Consider the following 16079-nt stretch of genomic DNA (forward strand, 5'->3'; position numbering starts at 1 on the left):
GCAGCCATGAGTTCGTCGGACGCGAAAACCGCTACCGCGCAGATCGGCGTCACCGGCCTCGCGGTCATGGGTTCGAACATCGCCCGCAATTTCGCCCACCATGGATACACCGTGGCCCTGCACAACCGATCCGTCGCCAAGACCGACGCGCTGCTCTCCGAGCACGGCGACGAGGGCAAGTTCGTGCGCTCGGAGACCATCGAGGAGTTCCTCGACGCGCTGGAGAAGCCGCGGCGGGTGCTGATCATGGTCAAGGCCGGCGACCCCACCGACGCGGTCATCAACGAGCTCGCCGACGCCATGGAAGAAGGCGACATCATCATCGACGGCGGCAACGCCCTCTACACCGACACCATCCGCCGCGAGAAGGCGATGCGCGAGCGCGGCCTGCACTTCGTCGGTGCCGGCATCTCCGGCGGCGAGGAGGGCGCGCTCAACGGGCCATCGATCATGCCGGGCGGCCCGGCCGAGTCCTACACGTCGCTGGGCCCGCTGCTCGAGGAGATCTCCGCCCACGTCGACGGGGTGCCCTGCTGCACGCACATCGGCCCCGACGGCGCCGGCCACTTCGTCAAGATGGTGCACAACGGCATCGAGTACTCCGACATGCAGCTGATCGGCGAGGCCTACCAGCTGCTGCGCGACGGGCTCGGCAAGACCGCCGACGAGATCGCCGACGTGTTCGACGACTGGAACTCCGGCGACCTGGACAGCTTCCTGGTCGAGATCACCGCGCAGGTGCTGCGCCAGAAGGACGCCAAGACGGGCAAGCCGCTCGTCGACGTCATCCTCGACGAGGCCGAGCAGAAGGGCACCGGCCGGTGGACGGTCAAGTCGGCCCTCGACCTCGGCGTGCCGGTGACCGGCATCGCCGAGGCCGTGTTCGCCCGGGCGCTGTCGGGCTCGGTCACCCAGCGCAGGGCCACCACCGGGCTGGCCTCGGGCCGGCTGGGCCAAAAGCCAAGCGACGCAGCCCAATTCATCGAAGACGTCCGGCAGGCCCTGTACGCGTCGAAGATCATCGCCTACGCCCAGGGATTCAACCAGATTCAGGCCGGCAGCGCCGAATACGACTGGGGCATCACGCCGGGCGACCTGGCCACCATCTGGCGCGGCGGCTGCATCATCCGGGCGAAGTTCCTCAACCGCATCAAGGAGGCGTTCGACGAGGACCGAGACCTGCCGACGCTGATCGTCGCGCCGTACTTCCGCAGCGCGATCGAGGCCGCGATCGACGGCTGGCGCCGCGTCGTGGTGACCGCCACCAAGCTGGGCATCCCGATCCCGGGGTTCTCCTCGGCGCTGTCCTACTACGACGCGCTGCGCACCGAGCGGCTGCCCGCGGCGCTAACCCAGGGACTGCGCGACTTCTTCGGCGCGCACACCTACGGCCGCGTCGACGACGAACCGGACAAGCGCTTCCATACGCTGTGGAGCGGTGACCGCAGCGAAGTGCCCGCCTGACGGCGGCCGGCGTGTAAGAGGGCGCAAAGGGGGCAGTCGAGTCACATGAGGTTCTTGGACGGGCACCGGCCGGGGTATGACCTGACCTACAACGACGTGTTCATCGTGCCGAACCGGTCGGAGGTCGCGTCGCGCTTCGACGTCGACTTGTCCAGCACCGACGGCTCCGGCACCACCATTCCCGTCGTGGTCGCCAACATGACCGCGGTGGCCGGGCGGCGGATGGCCGAGACCGTGTCGCGGCGGGGCGGCATCGTGATCCTGCCCCAGGACCTGCCCATCACCGCGGTGCAGCAGACGGTGCAGTTCGTCAAGAGCCGCGACCTGGTTCTCGACACCCCGGTGGTGCTGGAGCCCGACGACTCGGTGTCCGACGCCATGGCGCTGATCCACAAGCGCGCGCACGGCGTGGCCGTCGTGCTGTTCGAGGGCCGTCCCATCGGCGTGGTCAGCGAATCCTCCTGCCTGGGCGTGGACCGCTTCACCAGGGTGCGCGATGTCGTCGCGACCGACTTCGTCACCGCCCCGGTGGGCACCGAACCGCGCAAGATCTTCGACCTGCTCGAGCACTCGGCGATCGGCGTCGCGGTGGTGACCAACGCCGACGGCACCCTGGCCGGGGTGCTCACCCGCACCGGGGCGATCCGTGCCGGCCTGTACACCCCGGCGACCGACGCCCGCGGGCGGCTGCGGGTCGGCGCGGCCGTCGGCATCAGCGGCGGCGTGGGCGCCAAGGCCCGGTCGCTGGCGGAGGCCGGTGTCGACGTGCTCGTGATCGACACCGCACACGGGCATCAGGTCAAGACGCTGGACGCGATCAAGATGGTGGCAGAGCTGGACCTCGGCCTGCCGCTGGCGGCGGGGAACGTGGTGTCGGCGGAGGGCACCCGGGATCTGCTGGGCGCCGGGGCGACCATCGTCAAGGTCGGCGTCGGGCCGGGCGCGATGTGCACCACCCGGATGATGACCGGCGTGGGTCGCCCGCAGTTCTCCGCGGTGCTCGAATGTGCTTCCGCGGCAAGGGAAGCCGGCGGCCACGTGTGGGCCGACGGCGGCATCCGGCATCCGCGGGACGTCGCGCTGGCGCTGGCGGCCGGGGCGTCGAACGTCATGATCGGGTCGTGGTTTGCCGGCACTTACGAGTCGCCCGGGGACCTGATGCGCGACCGCGACGACCAGCCCTACAAGGAGAGCTACGGCATGGCGTCCAAGCGGGCGGTGGTCGCCCGCACCGGCGACGACACCGCGTTCGATCGCGCCCGCAAGGCGCTATTCGAGGAGGGCATCTCGACGGCGCGGATGGGGCTGGACCCCATCCGGGGCGGCGTCGAGGACCTGATCGACCACGTCACCTCTGGAGTGCGCAGCACCTGCACCTATGTCGGTGCCTCCACCCTGGCCGAGCTGCACGAGCGCGCCGTCGTGGGTGTCCAGTCGGCCGCGGGTTTCGCCGAGGGCCATCCGCTGCCGTTGGGCTGGTGAGCGCTAAGCCGGCGACGGCGGTTCTGTCCGCTGGACGTCTTGGCTACCATGTGAATTCACGTGAGTTTTCGGCTGGCAGCAAAGCGCTGCGCCGCATCGAGGAAAGGGATGACGTGCCGCAGGCACGCGCCGGGGCCCCACCGCCGACCCGGGCCTTCCGCAGGACGCGGTCGTGAACGTCGCCCTCACCCTGGGCAGCGTGCTCGCCATCGCGCTGCTCATCTTCGGTAACGGGGTCTTCGTCGCGGCCGAGTTCTCCCTGACCGCGCTGGACCGCAGCGTGGTGGACGCCAACGCCCGCGCCGGCGGCCGCCGCGACCGCCTCATCCAGCGCGCCCAGCGGCAGCTGTCGTTTCAGCTGTCGGGCGCCCAACTGGGCATCTCCACCACCACGCTGGCGACCGGGTACCTGACCGACCCGTTGGTGGCGGACTTGCCGCATCCGGCGCTGAGCTCGCTCGGCATCCCGAACCGGCTGGCCGACGCGATCATCGCGTTCCTGGCGCTGGTGATCGTGACGTCGGTGTCGATGGTGTTCGGTGAGCTCGTTCCGAAATACCTCGCCGTCGCGCGCCCGCTGTCCAGCGCCCGCGCCGTCGTGGGCTTTCAGTCGCTCTTCTCGCTGCTCTTCACCCCGGCCATCCGGCTGACCAACGGCGCGGCCAACTGGATCGTGCGCAAGCTGGGGATCGAGCCGGCCGAGGAGCTGCGCTCGGCCCGCTCGCCGCAGGAGCTGGCGTCGCTGGTGCGCAGCTCGGCCCGCAGCGGCACCATGGACGCGGCCACCGCCGCCCTGGTGCGGCGATCGCTGCAGTTCGGCGCCCTGACCGCCGAGGAACTGATGACGCCGAGGTCGAAGATCGTGGCGCTGCAGACCGACGACACCGTCGCCGACCTGATCGCCGCGGCCGCCGAATCCGGGTTCTCCCGGTTCCCCATCGTCGACGGCGACCTCGACGAGACCGTCGGCATAGTGCACGTCAAGCAGGTGTTCGCGGTGCCGCCGGCCGATCGTCCGCACACCCCGCTGACGACGCTCGCGCAGCACGTTCCGGTGGTGCCCTCGACGCTGGACGGCGATGCGGTGATGGCCGAGATCCGTGCCAACCCCTTGCAAACCGCGATGGTCGTCGACGAGTATGGCGGCACGGCCGGCATGGTGACCGTCGAGGACCTGATCGAAGAGATCGTGGGCGACGTCCGCGACGAACACGACGATGCCACCCCCGATGTGGTCGCGGCCGGCAACGGCTGGCGGGTGAACGGGCTGCTGCGCATCGACGAGGTGGCCGCCGCCACCGGATTTCGGGCCCCCGAAGGGCCATACGAGACGATCGGCGGCCTGGTGCTGCGCGAAATCGGCCACATCCCGGTGGCCGGGGAAACGGTGGAACTGACCGCCCTGGACGCCGACGGCCTGCTGGACACCTCGGTGCGCTGGCAGGCGACGGTGGTTCGGATGGACGGGCGCCGGATCGACCTGCTCGAGTTGCAACAACTGGACAGCCGCGCCCAAACCGCCGCCGGACGGGACCGGCGATGAACGACGCCCTCGGAGTGCTGCTTGCCATCCTGCTGATCGGGGTGAACGCGTTCTTCGTCGGCGCCGAATTCGCGTTGATCTCGGCCCGGCGCGACCGCCTCGAGGCGTTGGCGGAGCAGGGCAAGGCGCGCGCCGTCACGGTGATCCGCGCCAGTCAGAATCTGCCGGCCATGCTGGCCGGCGTGCAGTTAGGGGTGACGGTCGCCTCCCTGTTGCTGGGGCGGATCGGCGAGGCCACGGTCGCCGACCTGCTGCGCAGGGCGTTCGAGCTGACCGGCATGCATCCGGCGGTGCTGCACACCGTGTCGCTGGTGATCGCGCTGGGCATCGTGGTGACCCTGCATGTGCTGCTGGGTGAGATGGTGCCGAAGAACATCGCGCTCGCCGGCCCGGAGCGCACGGCGATGCTGCTGGTTCCGCCCTACCTCGCCTACGTCCGCGTCGCGCGGCCGTTCATCACGTTCTACGACAAGTGCGCCAACGTGGTGCTTCGCGCGCTGCGTGTGGAGCCCAAGTCACAGCTCGACGCCGCGGTGTCCACCACGGAGTTGAGGATGATGATCACCGAATCGGTGTCCGAGGGCCTGTTGGACGCCGAGGAGCACGGCAGGCTGACGCGGGCGCTGCAGCTTCGTACCCGAATGGTCGGCGATGTCGCGCGGCCGCTCGCCGAGATCCGCGCGGTGCGGGTGGCCGCGCCCGGCTCCGGGCCGACGGTCGGCGCGGTCCAGGAGGCCCTGGCGCAAACCGGCTATTCGCGGTTCCCCGTCGCCGACCTCGACGGCAAGTTCATCGGCTACCTGCACATCAAGGACGTGCTGACGCTCGACGACGACCCGAAGACCGTGATCGACCTGGCGCTGGTGCGGCCGCTGCCGCGGGTTCCCAGGTCGCTGCCGCTGGCCGACGCGCTGTCGCGGATGCGCCGCAGCAACAGCCACCTGGCATTGGTGACCGCTGATAGCGGGACCACCGGGGCCACCGAGACCGTGGTCGCGATGGTGGCGATGGAGGATCTGGTGGAGGACCTCGTCGGCGCCATGCGCGACGCATAGCTCAGCCGGGGCCTGGCAGGCGGGCGGCGCCGCGCGGAGGCCGTATGATCTGCAGCGGTTACCAGTCAAGGAAATGCTGGAGAAGCAGAGGGTCCCGGCCCGCGGAACATGCGTTGCCAGACGCGACCCTCCGGGCCCGCCGCGGCACCATCGTTGTGGCTGGAGCCCGGCGTGACCTGCTGTTGCGGGTCGGCCGGGTAACTGTCGCCAGGCTGCCGGTCGGTAGGCTGACGACGATGCCTGTCGAGGCCGGTGAGGTTCCGCCTGGCCCCCGAGGAGCCATTATGGAGGAGAAACATGACTGATCGTGTGTCGGTGGGGAACTTGCGCGTCGCCAAGGTGCTCTACGACTTCGTGAACAACGAGGCCCTGCCCGGCACCGACATCGACCCGGACAGCTTCTGGGCCGGCGTCGACAAAGTCGTCACCGACCTCACGCCGCGGAACCAGGATTTGCTGAACCGCCGCGACGAGCTGCAGGCCCAGATCGACAGGTGGCACCGGCAGCGGGTCATCGAGCCGATCGACACGGAGGCCTACCGCGAGTTCCTGACCGAGATCGGCTATCTGCTGCCCGAGCCCGACGACTTCGGCATCACCACCTCCGGCGTCGACCCCGAGATCACCACGACGGCCGGCCCCCAGCTGGTGGTGCCGGTGACCAACGCCCGCTTCGCGCTCAACGCCGCGAACGCCCGGTGGGGCTCACTGTACGACGCCCTCTACGGCACCGATGTGATCCCGGAAACCGACGGCGCCGAACAGGGCAGCAGCTACAACAAGGTGCGCGGCGACAAGGTGATCGCCTATGCCCGCCGGTTCCTCGACGAGGCCGTGCCGCTGTCGTCGGGTTCATGGGCGGACGTGACGGGCCTGAGCATCGCCGACGGCCGGCTGGAGCTCGCCGTCGGTGCGGATGCGGAGGCCGTCGGGTTGGCCGAGCCCGACAAGTTCGTCGGATACAGCGGCGAGCTCGGCTCCCCCGACTGGTCGGTGTTGCTGGTCAACCACGGCCTGCACATCGAGATCCTGATCGATCCCGACTCGCCCATCGGCAAGACCGATCGCGCCGGCATCAAGGACGTCGTGCTGGAGTCGGCGGTGACCACGATCATCGACTTCGAGGACGCGGTGGCCGCCGTCGACGCCGACGACAAGACCCGCGCCTACCGCAACTGGCTGGGCCTGATGCGGGGCGATCTTGCCGCGGAGGTGGACAAGGACGGCAAGACGTTCACCCGGGTGCTCAACCAGGACCGCCACTACACCACCCCCGACGGCGGCGAGCTGGTGCTGCCCGGGCGCGCGCTGCTGTTCGTGCGCAATGTCGGGCACCTGATGACCAACGACGCAATCGTGTTGAGCGGCGACGGCGGCGAGGAGAAAGAGATCTTCGAGGGCATCCAGGACGCGCTCTTCACCGGCCTGTGCGCCGTCCACGGGCTGAAGGGCGCCTCGGACAACGACGGGGCGAACGGCCCGCTGGTCAACAGTCGCACCGGTTCCATCTACATCGTCAAGCCCAAGATGCACGGCCCCGACGAGGTGGCGTTCACCACCGAGCTGTTCAGCAGGGTCGAGGACGTGCTCGGCCTGCCGCAGACCACGCTCAAGGTGGGCGTCATGGACGAGGAGCGGCGCACGACCGTCAACCTGAAGGCGTGCATCAAGGCCGCCGCCGACCGGATCGTGTTCATCAACACCGGCTTCCTGGACCGCACCGGAGACGAGATCCACACCTCGATGGAGGCCGGTCCGATGGTCCGCAAGGGCGCCATGAAGACCCAGCCGTGGATCCTGGCCTACGAGGACAACAACGTCGACACCGGCCTGGCCGCCGGCTTCGCCGGTCACGCGCAGATCGGCAAGGGCATGTGGACCATGACCGAGCTGATGGCGGACATGGTCCAGCAGAAGATCAGCCAGCCCAAGCAGGGCGCCAGCACTGCCTGGGTGCCGTCGCCGACGGCTGCCACCCTGCACGCCATGCACTACCACCAGGTCGACGTCATCGCGGTGCAGAAGGAACTGGCCGGCAAGAAGCGGACGACCATCGATCAGCTGCTGACCATTCCGCTGGCCAAGGAGCTGGCCTGGGCCCCCGAGGAGATCCGCGAGGAGGTCGACAACAACTGCCAGTCCATCCTCGGTTACGTGGTGCGCTGGATCGACCAGGGCGTCGGATCCTCCAAGGTGCCCGACATCCACAACGTGGCCCTCATGGAGGACCGCGCCACCCTGCGGATCTCCAGCCAGCTGCTGGCCAACTGGCTGCGGCACGGCGTCATCACCAGCGAGGACGTCCGCGCCAGCCTGGAACGGATGGCCCCGATGGTCGATCAGCAGAACGCCGGTGACGCCAAGTACCTGCCGATGGCGCCCAACTTCGACGACAGCGTCGCCTTCCTGGCCGCCCAGGAGCTGATCTTGTCCGGAACACAGCAGCCCAACGGCTACACCGAGCCGATCCTGCATCGGCGCCGGCGCGAATTCAAGGCCCGCGCCGCCGGTGGGTGAACGCGGCTCGACAATGCGGTAGGTAGTGCGGCCGATGACTAGAATCTGCGCCGAGTCCACCTCACGTGATGGGAAAGCCCACGTGATGAATGAAGCCCACGTGACGAGTCGACGGAAAGGCGGCGGGCACCGGTATGGGTAGGCACAGCATGCCCGAGCCGGAGGATTCCGTCGACCAGCCCGCTGACGAACACCTCGCCGACGAGCCGTACCCCGCCGACGACACGGGTCACCACCACCGCGGCGCCGCGACCGATGAATATCGGGGTGAGGACGACTACGCAGACGAAGGCTTTCCCGCCCACACCGCCGACGACTATCCGGAATTCCCCCCGCGCAAGCCGGGCGCCGAGCCGCCGGCCTCCCCACCGTCGCTGTCGTCGCGGTTCCGTGGCGGGCGCCGGGGGCTCGGCGAGCGGCTCGGCGGCCACCGCAGCGAGGGCGGGCGCCGCGGCGTCAGCATCGGGGTGATCGTCGCGCTCGTCGCCGTGGTCGTCGTCGTGGGCACCGTGATCCTGTGGAGCTTCTTCGGTGACGCGCTGTCCCACCGCTCGCACAACGCCGCCGCCCGCTGCATCGGGGGCAAGGAGTCGGTCGCCGTCATTGCCGACCCGTCGATCTCCGATCCCGTGCAGCAGCTCGCCGAGAGCTACAACTCCACGGCCGGCCCCGTCGGCGATCACTGCATGGTGGTGGGTGTCAAACCGGCCGGCTCCGATGCGGTGCTCAACGGATTCGCCGGCAAGTGGCCGGCCGAGTTGGGCGGCCAGCCGGCCTTGTGGATTCCGGGCAGCTCAGTTTCCGCCGCGCGGCTCGCCGCCACCGCGGGCCAGAAAACGATCACGGAAAGCCATTCGCTGGTGACGTCGCCGGTCGTGCTCGCCGTCCGGCCCGAACTCGGGCAGGCCCTGGCGACCCAGAACTGGGCCGCGCTGCCCGGCCTGCAAACCAACCCGACCTCGCTGGCCGGCCTGAACATGCCGGCGTGGGGATCGCTGCGGCTGGCGCTGCCCATGAACGGCAACGGCGACGCGTCGTTTCTGGCCGGCGAGGCCGTCGCGGCCGCGTCGGTTCCGGCGGGTGCGCCGCCGACCCAGGGCACCGGCGCCGTGCGCACGTTGTTGAACGCCCAACCCAAGCTGGCCGACAACTCCCTGACCGAGGCGATGAACACGCTGCTCAAGTCCGGCGACGCGGCGACCGCACCGGTGCACGCGGTGATCACCACCGAGGAGCAACTGTTCCAGCGCGGCCAGTCGTTGTCCGACGCCAAGGGCGCGCTGGCCTCCTGGCTGCCGGCTGGGCCCGCGCCGGTCGCCGACTATCCCGCGGTGCAGCTCAGCGGCTCGTGGCTGACACCGGAGCAGACCTCCGCGGCCAGCGGGTTCGCCCGCTTCCTGCAAAAACCCGAGCAACTCGCGAAGCTGGCGAAGGCCGGCTTCCGGGTGAACGGGGTCAAACCGCCGAGCAGCCCGGTCACCAGTTTCCCGGCGCTGCCGGCCACCCTGTCGGTGGGTGACGACGCGATGCGCGTCACGCTGGCCGAAGCCATGGCCGCCCCGTCGAGCGGAATGGCCGCGACCATCATGCTCGACCAGTCGATGCCCACCGACGAAGGCGGAAAGACCCGGCTTGCCAACGTGATCGGGGCGCTTCGGGACAAGATCAAGTCGTTGCCGCCCACCGCCAGCGTGGGTCTGTGGACCTTCGACGGCCACGAGGGCCGCTCGGAGGTGCCGGGTGGACCGCTGGGTGACCCCGTCGGCGGCCAGCCGCGCTCGGCGGCGCTGGCGGCGGCGCTGGACAAGCAGTATTCGTCGGCGGGCGGCGCGGTGTCGTTCACCACCCTGCGCATCATCTACCAGGAGCTCCAGGCCAATTACCATGTGGGGCAGGCGAATTCGATATTGGTGATCACGTCCGGGCCGCACACCGACCAAAGCCTGGATGGCGCCGGACTGCAGGATTTCATCCGTAGGAGCGCCGACCCGGCCAAACCGATCGCCGTCAACGTCATCGACTTCGGCGGCGACCCGGACCGATCGACATGGGAGGCCGTCGCCCAACTCAGCGGCGGCGGATACCAGAACCTGGCCACGTCGGCGTCACCGGATTTGGCCACAGCCGTCAACATGTTTTTGAGCTGAGAGCGCTAATCGACGCGCGACCCGCCGCGAGCGTGACCGCACTGCGAGTTTAGGCCGAGTTTTTCGTAGTCCCGTTACGCTCGCGACCAGGGTTGGCGTGGCTGTCGGGGGTCAGCCTATGGTGATCGACTCCCGTTGACACTCCGGCGATCACCCCTCCCGCATAGCATCGTGTGCGTTGCCGAAGGGAGCGTCATGAAGGTCGATTTCACTCCGGATCCGCTGCTTTATCCTTTCCAGTCGCGCTGGTTCGACAGCTCGCGCGGACGTCTCCACTATGTCGACGAGGGTGACGGCCCGCCGCTTCTGTTGTGCCACGGCAACCCGACGTGGAGCTTCCTGTACCGGAACATCATCGTCGCGCTGCGCGACCGGTTCCGTTGCATCGCACCGGATTACCTCGGGTTCGGGCTCTCGGAGCGCCCCGCGGGGTTCGGCTACAAGATCGACGAGCACGCCCGGGTGGTCGGCGAATTCGTCGACCACCTCGGGCTCGACGGCTACCTGACGATGGGCCAGGACTGGGGCGGGCCCATCGGCATGGCGGTCGCCGTCGAGCGCGCCGACCGGGTGCGCGGCATCACGCTGGGCAACACCTGGTTCTGGCCGGCGGACACGCTGTCGACGAAGGCCTTCAGCCGGGTCATGTCCAGCCCGCCCATGCAGTACGCCATCCTGCACCGCAATTTCTTTGTCGAACGGTTGATCCCGGCGGGCACCCAGCACCGGCCCAGCGCAGCGGTGATGGAGCACTACCGGGCCGTGCAGCCCAGCGCGGAGGCGCGGAAGGGCGTGGCCGAGATGCCCAAGCAGATCCTGGCCGCCCATCCGCTGCTGGCCCGGCTGGCCGCGGAAGTGCCGGCCAAATTGGGCGGCAAGCCCGCGCTGTTCGTCTGGGGGATGAAGGACTTCGCCTTCAGGCCCGGCCCGGCGCTCCCGCGCATGCGCGCGGCGTTTCCCGATCATGTCGTCGTCGAACTGCCCGACGCCAAGCACTTCATCCAGGAGGACGCGCCGGACCGGATCGCCGCGGCGATCATCGAGCGCTTCGGCTGACCTGCGTGCCTCGACCAGCCGCGAGCGTAACGCCACTGTGAAAAATCCGGCCGCATTTCACAGTGCGGTTACGTTCGCGAGCGTGTTGCGCTAGGCGAACGCCTCCACCGGCGGGCAGGAGCAGACCAGGTTGCGGTCGCCGTAGGCGCCGTCGATGCGCCGCACCGGCGGCCACACCTTGGGCCGGAAGCCCTTGCCCAGCGGGTAGGCGGCCTCCTCCCGGGTGTAGGGGTGATTCCAGTCGGAGACCAGCAGGCACTCCGCGGTGTGCGGCGCGCCCCGCAGGGGGTTGTCGTCGGCGGTCCACTCCCCGGCGCCCACGCGGTCGATCTCGCGGCGGATGGCGATCATGGCCTCGCAGAACGCATCGACTTCGGTCAGCGTCTCGCTTTCGGTGGGCTCGACCATGAGCGTGCCGGCCACCGGGAAGCTCATGGTGGGCGCGTGGAATCCGTAGTCCGCCAGCCGTTTTGCGACATCGTCGACGGTCACGCCGGTCGACTTGGTGATGCCGCGCAAGTCGAGGATGCACTCGTGGGCGACCATGCCGTTCTCGCCGGCGTACAGCACCGGGAAGTACTCGTCGAGCCGCCGGGCGATGTAGTTGGCCGACGCGATCGCGGTCAGCGAGGCCGCCCGCAGGCCCTCGGCGCCCATCATCCTGATGTAGGCCCAGGTGATCGGCAGGATCGAGGCCGACCCGTAGGGCGCCGACGACACCGGATGGCCCCCGGGCAACTCCGGGGCGTAGGGGTGACCCGGCAGGAACGGGGCCAGGTGCGCGCGCGCCACGACGGGGCCGACGCCCGGCCCGCCGCCGCCGTGCGGGATGCAGAACGTCTTGTGCAGGTTCAGGTGGCTGACGTCGCCGCCGAACTTCCCCGGCCGGGCCAGACCGACCAGCGCGTTGAGATTGGCGCCGTCGATGTAGACCTGACCGCCGGCCTCGTGCACGGCCGCGCAGATCTCGGCGATGTCATGCTCGTAGACGCCGTGTGTGGACGGGTAGGTGATCATCAACGCCGCCAGCCGGTCGCCGTGTTCGGCCACCTTGGCCCGTAGATCGTCGAGGTCGACGTCGCCGTTGTCGCGGCAGGCGACCACGGCCACCCGCAGCCCGGCCAACGCGGCCGATGCGGCGTTGGTGCCGTGCGCGCTGGACGGGATGAGGCAGATGTCGCGGTGCGGTTCGCCCCGGCTGGCGTGGTAGGCGTGGATCGCCAACAGGCCGGCGTACTCGCCCTGCGACCCGGCGTTGGGCTGCAGCGACACGGCATCGTAACCGGTGATCTGCACCAGCCAGTTCTCCAGATCGGCGATCAGCCGGCGCACTCCTGCCGTGTCGGAGGCCGGCGCGAACGGATGCAAGCGGGCGAATTCTGGCCAGGTGATCGGTTCCATCTCGGCGGCGGCGTTGAGTTTCATCGTGCAGGAGCCGAGTGGAATCATGCTGCGGTCCAAGGCAATGTCCTTGTCCGCCAGCGTGCGCAGGTACCGCATCATCGCCGTTTCGGTGCGGTGTTGCGTGAACGCGGGATGGGTGAGGAACTCCGAGGTGCGGGTGACGATGCCGGCGGATGCCGGCTCGGCGGCTTGGACCCCGAAGGCCTCGAGCACCGCGGCCACGTGCTCGTCGGTGGTGACCTCGTCGCAGGCCAACGAGACGTGGTCGGCGTCGACGCGCCACAAGTTGACCCCGCGCGCCTTCGCCTCGGCCAGCACCTCGTCGGCGCGCCCGGGGACATGCGCCAGGACGGTGTCGAAGAACGTGTCGTGCACCAGCGCATCGCCCAGCGCGGCGCCGATCTTCCGGGCCTGGGCATGTACCCGACGCGCGATCGCGGTCAGCCCGTCGGCTCCGTGGTAGCTGGCGTACATCGCGGCCATCACGGCCAGCAGCACCTGCGCGGTGCAGATGTTGCTGGTCGCCTTGTCGCGACGGATGTGCTGCTCCCGCGTCTGCAGCGCCAGCCGGTAGGCCGGTGACCCGTCCGCGTCCAGCGACACACCAACCAGCCGCCCCGGCAGCTGGCGGGCGTGCTTGGCGTGGACCGCCAGGTAGCCGGCGTGCGGCCCACCGAATCCCATTGGGACACCGAACCTTTGGGTCGTGCCGAACGCCACGTCGGCGCCGATCTCCCCCGGCGGTGTGATCAGCGTCAACGCCAGCAGGTCGGCGCCGACGGCAACCAGCGCGCCCCGGCCGTGGGCCTCGGAAACCAACGCCGACCAGTCCGTGATCCGCCCGCTGGCGCCGGGCAGCTGGGTGATGACTCCGAAGAAGTCACCGTCCGGCAGCCCGTCGCGCAGGTCGGCGGTGACGATCTCGATGCCCAACGGCTCGGCCCGCGTGGCCAGCACGGCCGCGGTCTGCGCGAAGACATCGGTGTCCACCGCGAGCCGGTTCGAGCCGCCGCGGGCCGCGCGGTGCATCAGGGTCATCGACTCGGCCGCGGCGGTGCCCTCGTCGAGCATCGACGCGTTGGCCACCTCGAGGCCGGTCAGGTCGGCCACCATCGTCTGGAAGTTCAGCAGCGCCTCCAGCCGGCCCTGGCTGATCTCCGGCTGATAGGGCGTGTAGGCGGTGTACCAGGCCGGGTTCTCCACGACGTTGCGCAACAGCACCGGCGGCGTGAGGGTGTCGTAGTAGCCCTGCCCGATCATCGACACGGCGACGGTGTTGGCGTCGGCCAGCCGCCGCAGTTCGGCCAGCGCTTCGGCCTCGCTCGCGGGCGGCGGCAACTTCTCCAGACCGGGCGCGGCACCGCCGTCGACGAGTTGGTCGAGGATGCCCGCGGGAACGGCCTTGGATGCCAGCTCGTCTAGCGACTCGACGCCGATGACGGCGAGCATGGCCGCGACGGCCTGGCTGTCGGGGCCGATGTGCCGGTCTGCGAACGTTGATCGGTCGGGCCTGACGATTCCGGAATACTCAGCCAACGCGAACTCCTGAGGTCGAGGGACTAGCGGCCCTCTCCCTCTGTCTTCACCCGTTCGCCGGGCGCCTGAGAGATTCGGCGCCGGTGCTGTCCCCCAGCGCCTTTCCCCATCGGCGGGCGGGGACCGTTCCCGATCTCCACCGCTTTCCAGAGGCATCGTCAACTCGCGCGGTCCGGGTGCCTGAGAGGTTGACGGAGAGGTGTTGCTCCTTCGGCGTCCGTGACTGGCAGCCACGGAACTCTCCCGCCCAAGTGCGACGCGTGCGCCAGTTTACCCGGGCGCGCGACACACTGGCGAGCAGACGCGAAAGCACCCATTTCATGCCGAAGTGGGGTGCTTTCGCGTCTGCTCGCGGAGGGAGGCGGCTAGCCGATCTTGCGGTCGCGGTGCTTGCGCCGGGAGGCCAGCTCGTCTTCGGGGGTGGCTATGGATTCGCCGCCGTCGGCGCGCTCGCCGGGGAAGTCGGCGATGACGCCGGTCAGCTCGCGCATGGCCCCCGAGACGGCGATGCCGAAGACGCCCTGCCCGCCCTGCAGCAGGTCGACAACCTCTTCGGCCGAGGTGCACTCGTACACCGTGGTGCCGTCCGAGAACAGGGTGATGTTGGCCAGGTCCTGCACGCCGCGCTGGCGCAGATGGTCGACCGCGACGCGGATGTTGTGCAGCGAGATGCCGGTGTCGAGCAACCGCTTGACGATCTTGAGAACGAGGATGTCCTTGAACGAGTACAGCCGCTGGCTGCCGGAGCCGGCCGCGCTGCGGATCGACGGGACCACCAGCGACGTACGCGCCCAGTAGTCCAGCTGCCGGTAGGTGATACCGGCGATCTGGCAAGCGCTCGGCCCGCGGTAACCCACGAGCTCGTCGGGCACGGAATCGTCGGGAAACAGCCCTGGTTGCACGGGTGCGCTCGCTGCGGTGCCGGTCTGGGCGCTGCTCGCGGCGTTCGCATTGTCAGCTAGGTCCAGCTGCTCTTGACGTGGCTGCTCGCTCACGGTGGTTCCTCTCGCCGATCGCGCTGTCGTTATTGGCCGCACCGCAGCCACGTTTGCTCAGGCCCGAGTGCTAGAGAGCTTACGCTTTTCGATAGCCGCCGCGCCCTTAAAGTCGTGATCAAAGTATGGCCGCTGCGGAGCTTTGTGGCCGCACCATCGGCCAGCGTGTCGACATCGCGGTGCCAGATGAGATAGATCCGTGATTCGACATCCAGCGTAGCGGTGCGCAGCGCGGGCCCGCCGCATGCGGCGTCCCGGCCCCATCGTCGGCGGGCTGGGCCGGATGGCCCGCCTCCTCAACACCCCGTCGCGCGGGCTGCATCGTCGGCGGGCTAGGTGGCCTTGAAGTCGTCCGGAGAGACGCTGTCGAGGAACTCCTTGAACTTCTCCACCTCGTCCTCCCGGACGGCGGTGTTGGCCTCTTCGTCGCTCTCGTCGGGGATGAGCAGGCCGGCCTGGGCGAGCACGGCTTCCTCGACGTAGATCGGAACGCCGACCCGCAGAGCGATCGCCACCGAATCCGAGGGACGCGCCGAAACGGTGATGTTGCGGTCGAAGACCAGGTCAGCGTAGAAAGTGCCTTCCTGGAGATCGACGATCCGCACCTCTTTCAGCGAATGACCAAGGGCAGCAATGAGATCCCTGATCAGGTCGTGCGTCAGCGGGCGAGGCGGCTCGACGCCTTGCTGCTCCAGCGCGATCGCGGCGGCTTCAGACTGACCGATCCAAATTGGCAGGTATCGGTCACCGTTGGCTTCGCGCAACAACAGCACCGGTTGGTTCTGCGGCTGCTCGACGCGAATGCCGACAACACGAACTTCAGCCATTTGTGTCTGCCCTCCGCATAGGCCGCTGTGGTCTCACGACAACTCGGTGCGAC

10 protein-coding genes and 2 riboswitches are annotated in these 16079 nt (G+C 69.0%); of the genes, 7 read left to right on the forward strand and 3 right to left on the reverse strand.

The features are described 5' to 3' along the window. Window positions 1–6 precede the first annotated feature (6 nt). From gndA to VMD50_RS22995, 7 genes are all read left to right on the forward strand, one after another. Window positions 7–1464 carry an NADP-dependent phosphogluconate dehydrogenase gene (gene gndA, locus VMD50_RS22965; RefSeq protein ID WP_325431035.1) on the forward strand — a complete coding sequence of 486 codons (1458 nt, stop codon included), beginning with the start codon at window positions 7–9 and terminating at the stop codon, window positions 1462–1464. 45 nt (window positions 1465–1509) lie between these two features. Continuing rightward, window positions 1510–2946: a GuaB1 family IMP dehydrogenase-related protein gene (locus VMD50_RS22970; RefSeq protein WP_325431037.1), complete on the forward strand. Its 1437-nt coding sequence runs from the start codon at window positions 1510–1512 to the stop codon at window positions 2944–2946. Window positions 2947–3118: 172 nt separating this feature from the next. After that, complete coding sequence (locus VMD50_RS22975; protein ID WP_325431039.1) at window positions 3119–4489, forward strand: hemolysin family protein; 1371 nt, start codon at window positions 3119–3121, stop codon at window positions 4487–4489. After that, window positions 4486–5544, forward strand: coding sequence for a hemolysin family protein (locus VMD50_RS22980; RefSeq protein WP_325431041.1), 1059 nt, complete (start codon window positions 4486–4488; stop codon window positions 5542–5544). Before VMD50_RS22975 ends, VMD50_RS22980 begins: the two co-directional genes overlap by 4 nt. Before the next feature lie 297 nt (window positions 5545–5841). Beyond that, complete coding sequence (locus tag VMD50_RS22985) at window positions 5842–8061, forward strand: malate synthase G (protein ID WP_325431043.1); 2220 nt, start codon at window positions 5842–5844, stop codon at window positions 8059–8061. A 134-nt stretch (window positions 8062–8195) separates the two neighbouring features. Then, window positions 8196–10208: a substrate-binding domain-containing protein gene (locus tag VMD50_RS22990; RefSeq protein ID WP_325431045.1), complete on the forward strand. Its 2013-nt coding sequence runs from the start codon at window positions 8196–8198 to the stop codon at window positions 10206–10208. Window positions 10209–10403: 195 nt separating this feature from the next. Then, window positions 10404–11264 (forward strand): haloalkane dehalogenase, encoded by an 861-nt coding sequence (locus VMD50_RS22995; protein ID WP_325431047.1) that lies wholly within the window; start codon window positions 10404–10406, stop codon window positions 11262–11264. A 90-nt stretch (window positions 11265–11354) separates the two neighbouring features. Here VMD50_RS22995 and gcvP read toward each other — a convergent pair whose 3' ends face one another. The 3 genes from gcvP to VMD50_RS23010 all read right to left on the reverse strand — a co-directional run bounded on the left by gcvP (window position 11355) and on the right by VMD50_RS23010 (window position 16026). Then, window positions 11355–14186: an aminomethyl-transferring glycine dehydrogenase gene (gcvP, locus tag VMD50_RS23000; RefSeq protein WP_325431114.1), complete on the reverse strand. Its 2832-nt coding sequence runs from the start codon at window positions 14184–14186 to the stop codon at window positions 11355–11357. A 48-nt stretch (window positions 14187–14234) separates the two neighbouring features. Then, window positions 14235–14360: riboswitch (glycine riboswitch) on the reverse strand. A gap of 2 nt (window positions 14361–14362) precedes the next feature. Continuing rightward, window positions 14363–14460, reverse strand: a riboswitch (glycine riboswitch). Window positions 14461–14569: 109 nt separating this feature from the next. Then, a complete protein-coding gene (locus VMD50_RS23005; RefSeq protein WP_325431049.1) occupies window positions 14570–15199 on the reverse strand; it encodes a MerR family transcriptional regulator in 630 nt (209 codons plus the stop codon). Between the two features lie 332 nt (window positions 15200–15531). Continuing rightward, window positions 15532–16026, reverse strand: coding sequence for a bifunctional nuclease family protein (locus VMD50_RS23010; RefSeq protein WP_325431051.1), 495 nt, complete (start codon window positions 16024–16026; stop codon window positions 15532–15534). Window positions 16027–16079 lie beyond the last annotated feature (53 nt).

Origin of the sequence: Mycobacterium sp., from assembly GCF_035506235.1 — a bacterium.
Taxonomy (GTDB): domain Bacteria; phylum Actinomycetota; class Actinomycetes; order Mycobacteriales; family Mycobacteriaceae; genus Mycobacterium.

Excerpts from the sequence above, each read along its gene's own strand:
- gndA (WP_325431035.1), top strand. The coding sequence starts at position 7 with ATGAGTTCGTCGGACGCGAAAACCGCTACCGCGCAGATCGGCGTCACC.
- VMD50_RS22970 (WP_325431037.1), top strand. The coding sequence starts at position 1,510 with ATGAGGTTCTTGGACGGGCACCGGCCGGGGTATGACCTGACCTACAAC.
- VMD50_RS22980 (WP_325431041.1), top strand. The coding sequence starts at position 4,486 with ATGAACGACGCCCTCGGAGTGCTGCTTGCCATCCTGCTGATCGGGGTG.
- VMD50_RS22985 (WP_325431043.1), top strand. The coding sequence starts at position 5,842 with ATGACTGATCGTGTGTCGGTGGGGAACTTGCGCGTCGCCAAGGTGCTC.
- VMD50_RS22990 (WP_325431045.1), top strand. The coding sequence starts at position 8,196 with ATGGGTAGGCACAGCATGCCCGAGCCGGAGGATTCCGTCGACCAGCCC.
- VMD50_RS22995 (WP_325431047.1), top strand. The coding sequence starts at position 10,404 with ATGAAGGTCGATTTCACTCCGGATCCGCTGCTTTATCCTTTCCAGTCG.
- VMD50_RS23010 (WP_325431051.1), bottom strand. The coding sequence starts at position 16,026 with ATGGCTGAAGTTCGTGTTGTCGGCATTCGCGTCGAGCAGCCGCAGAAC.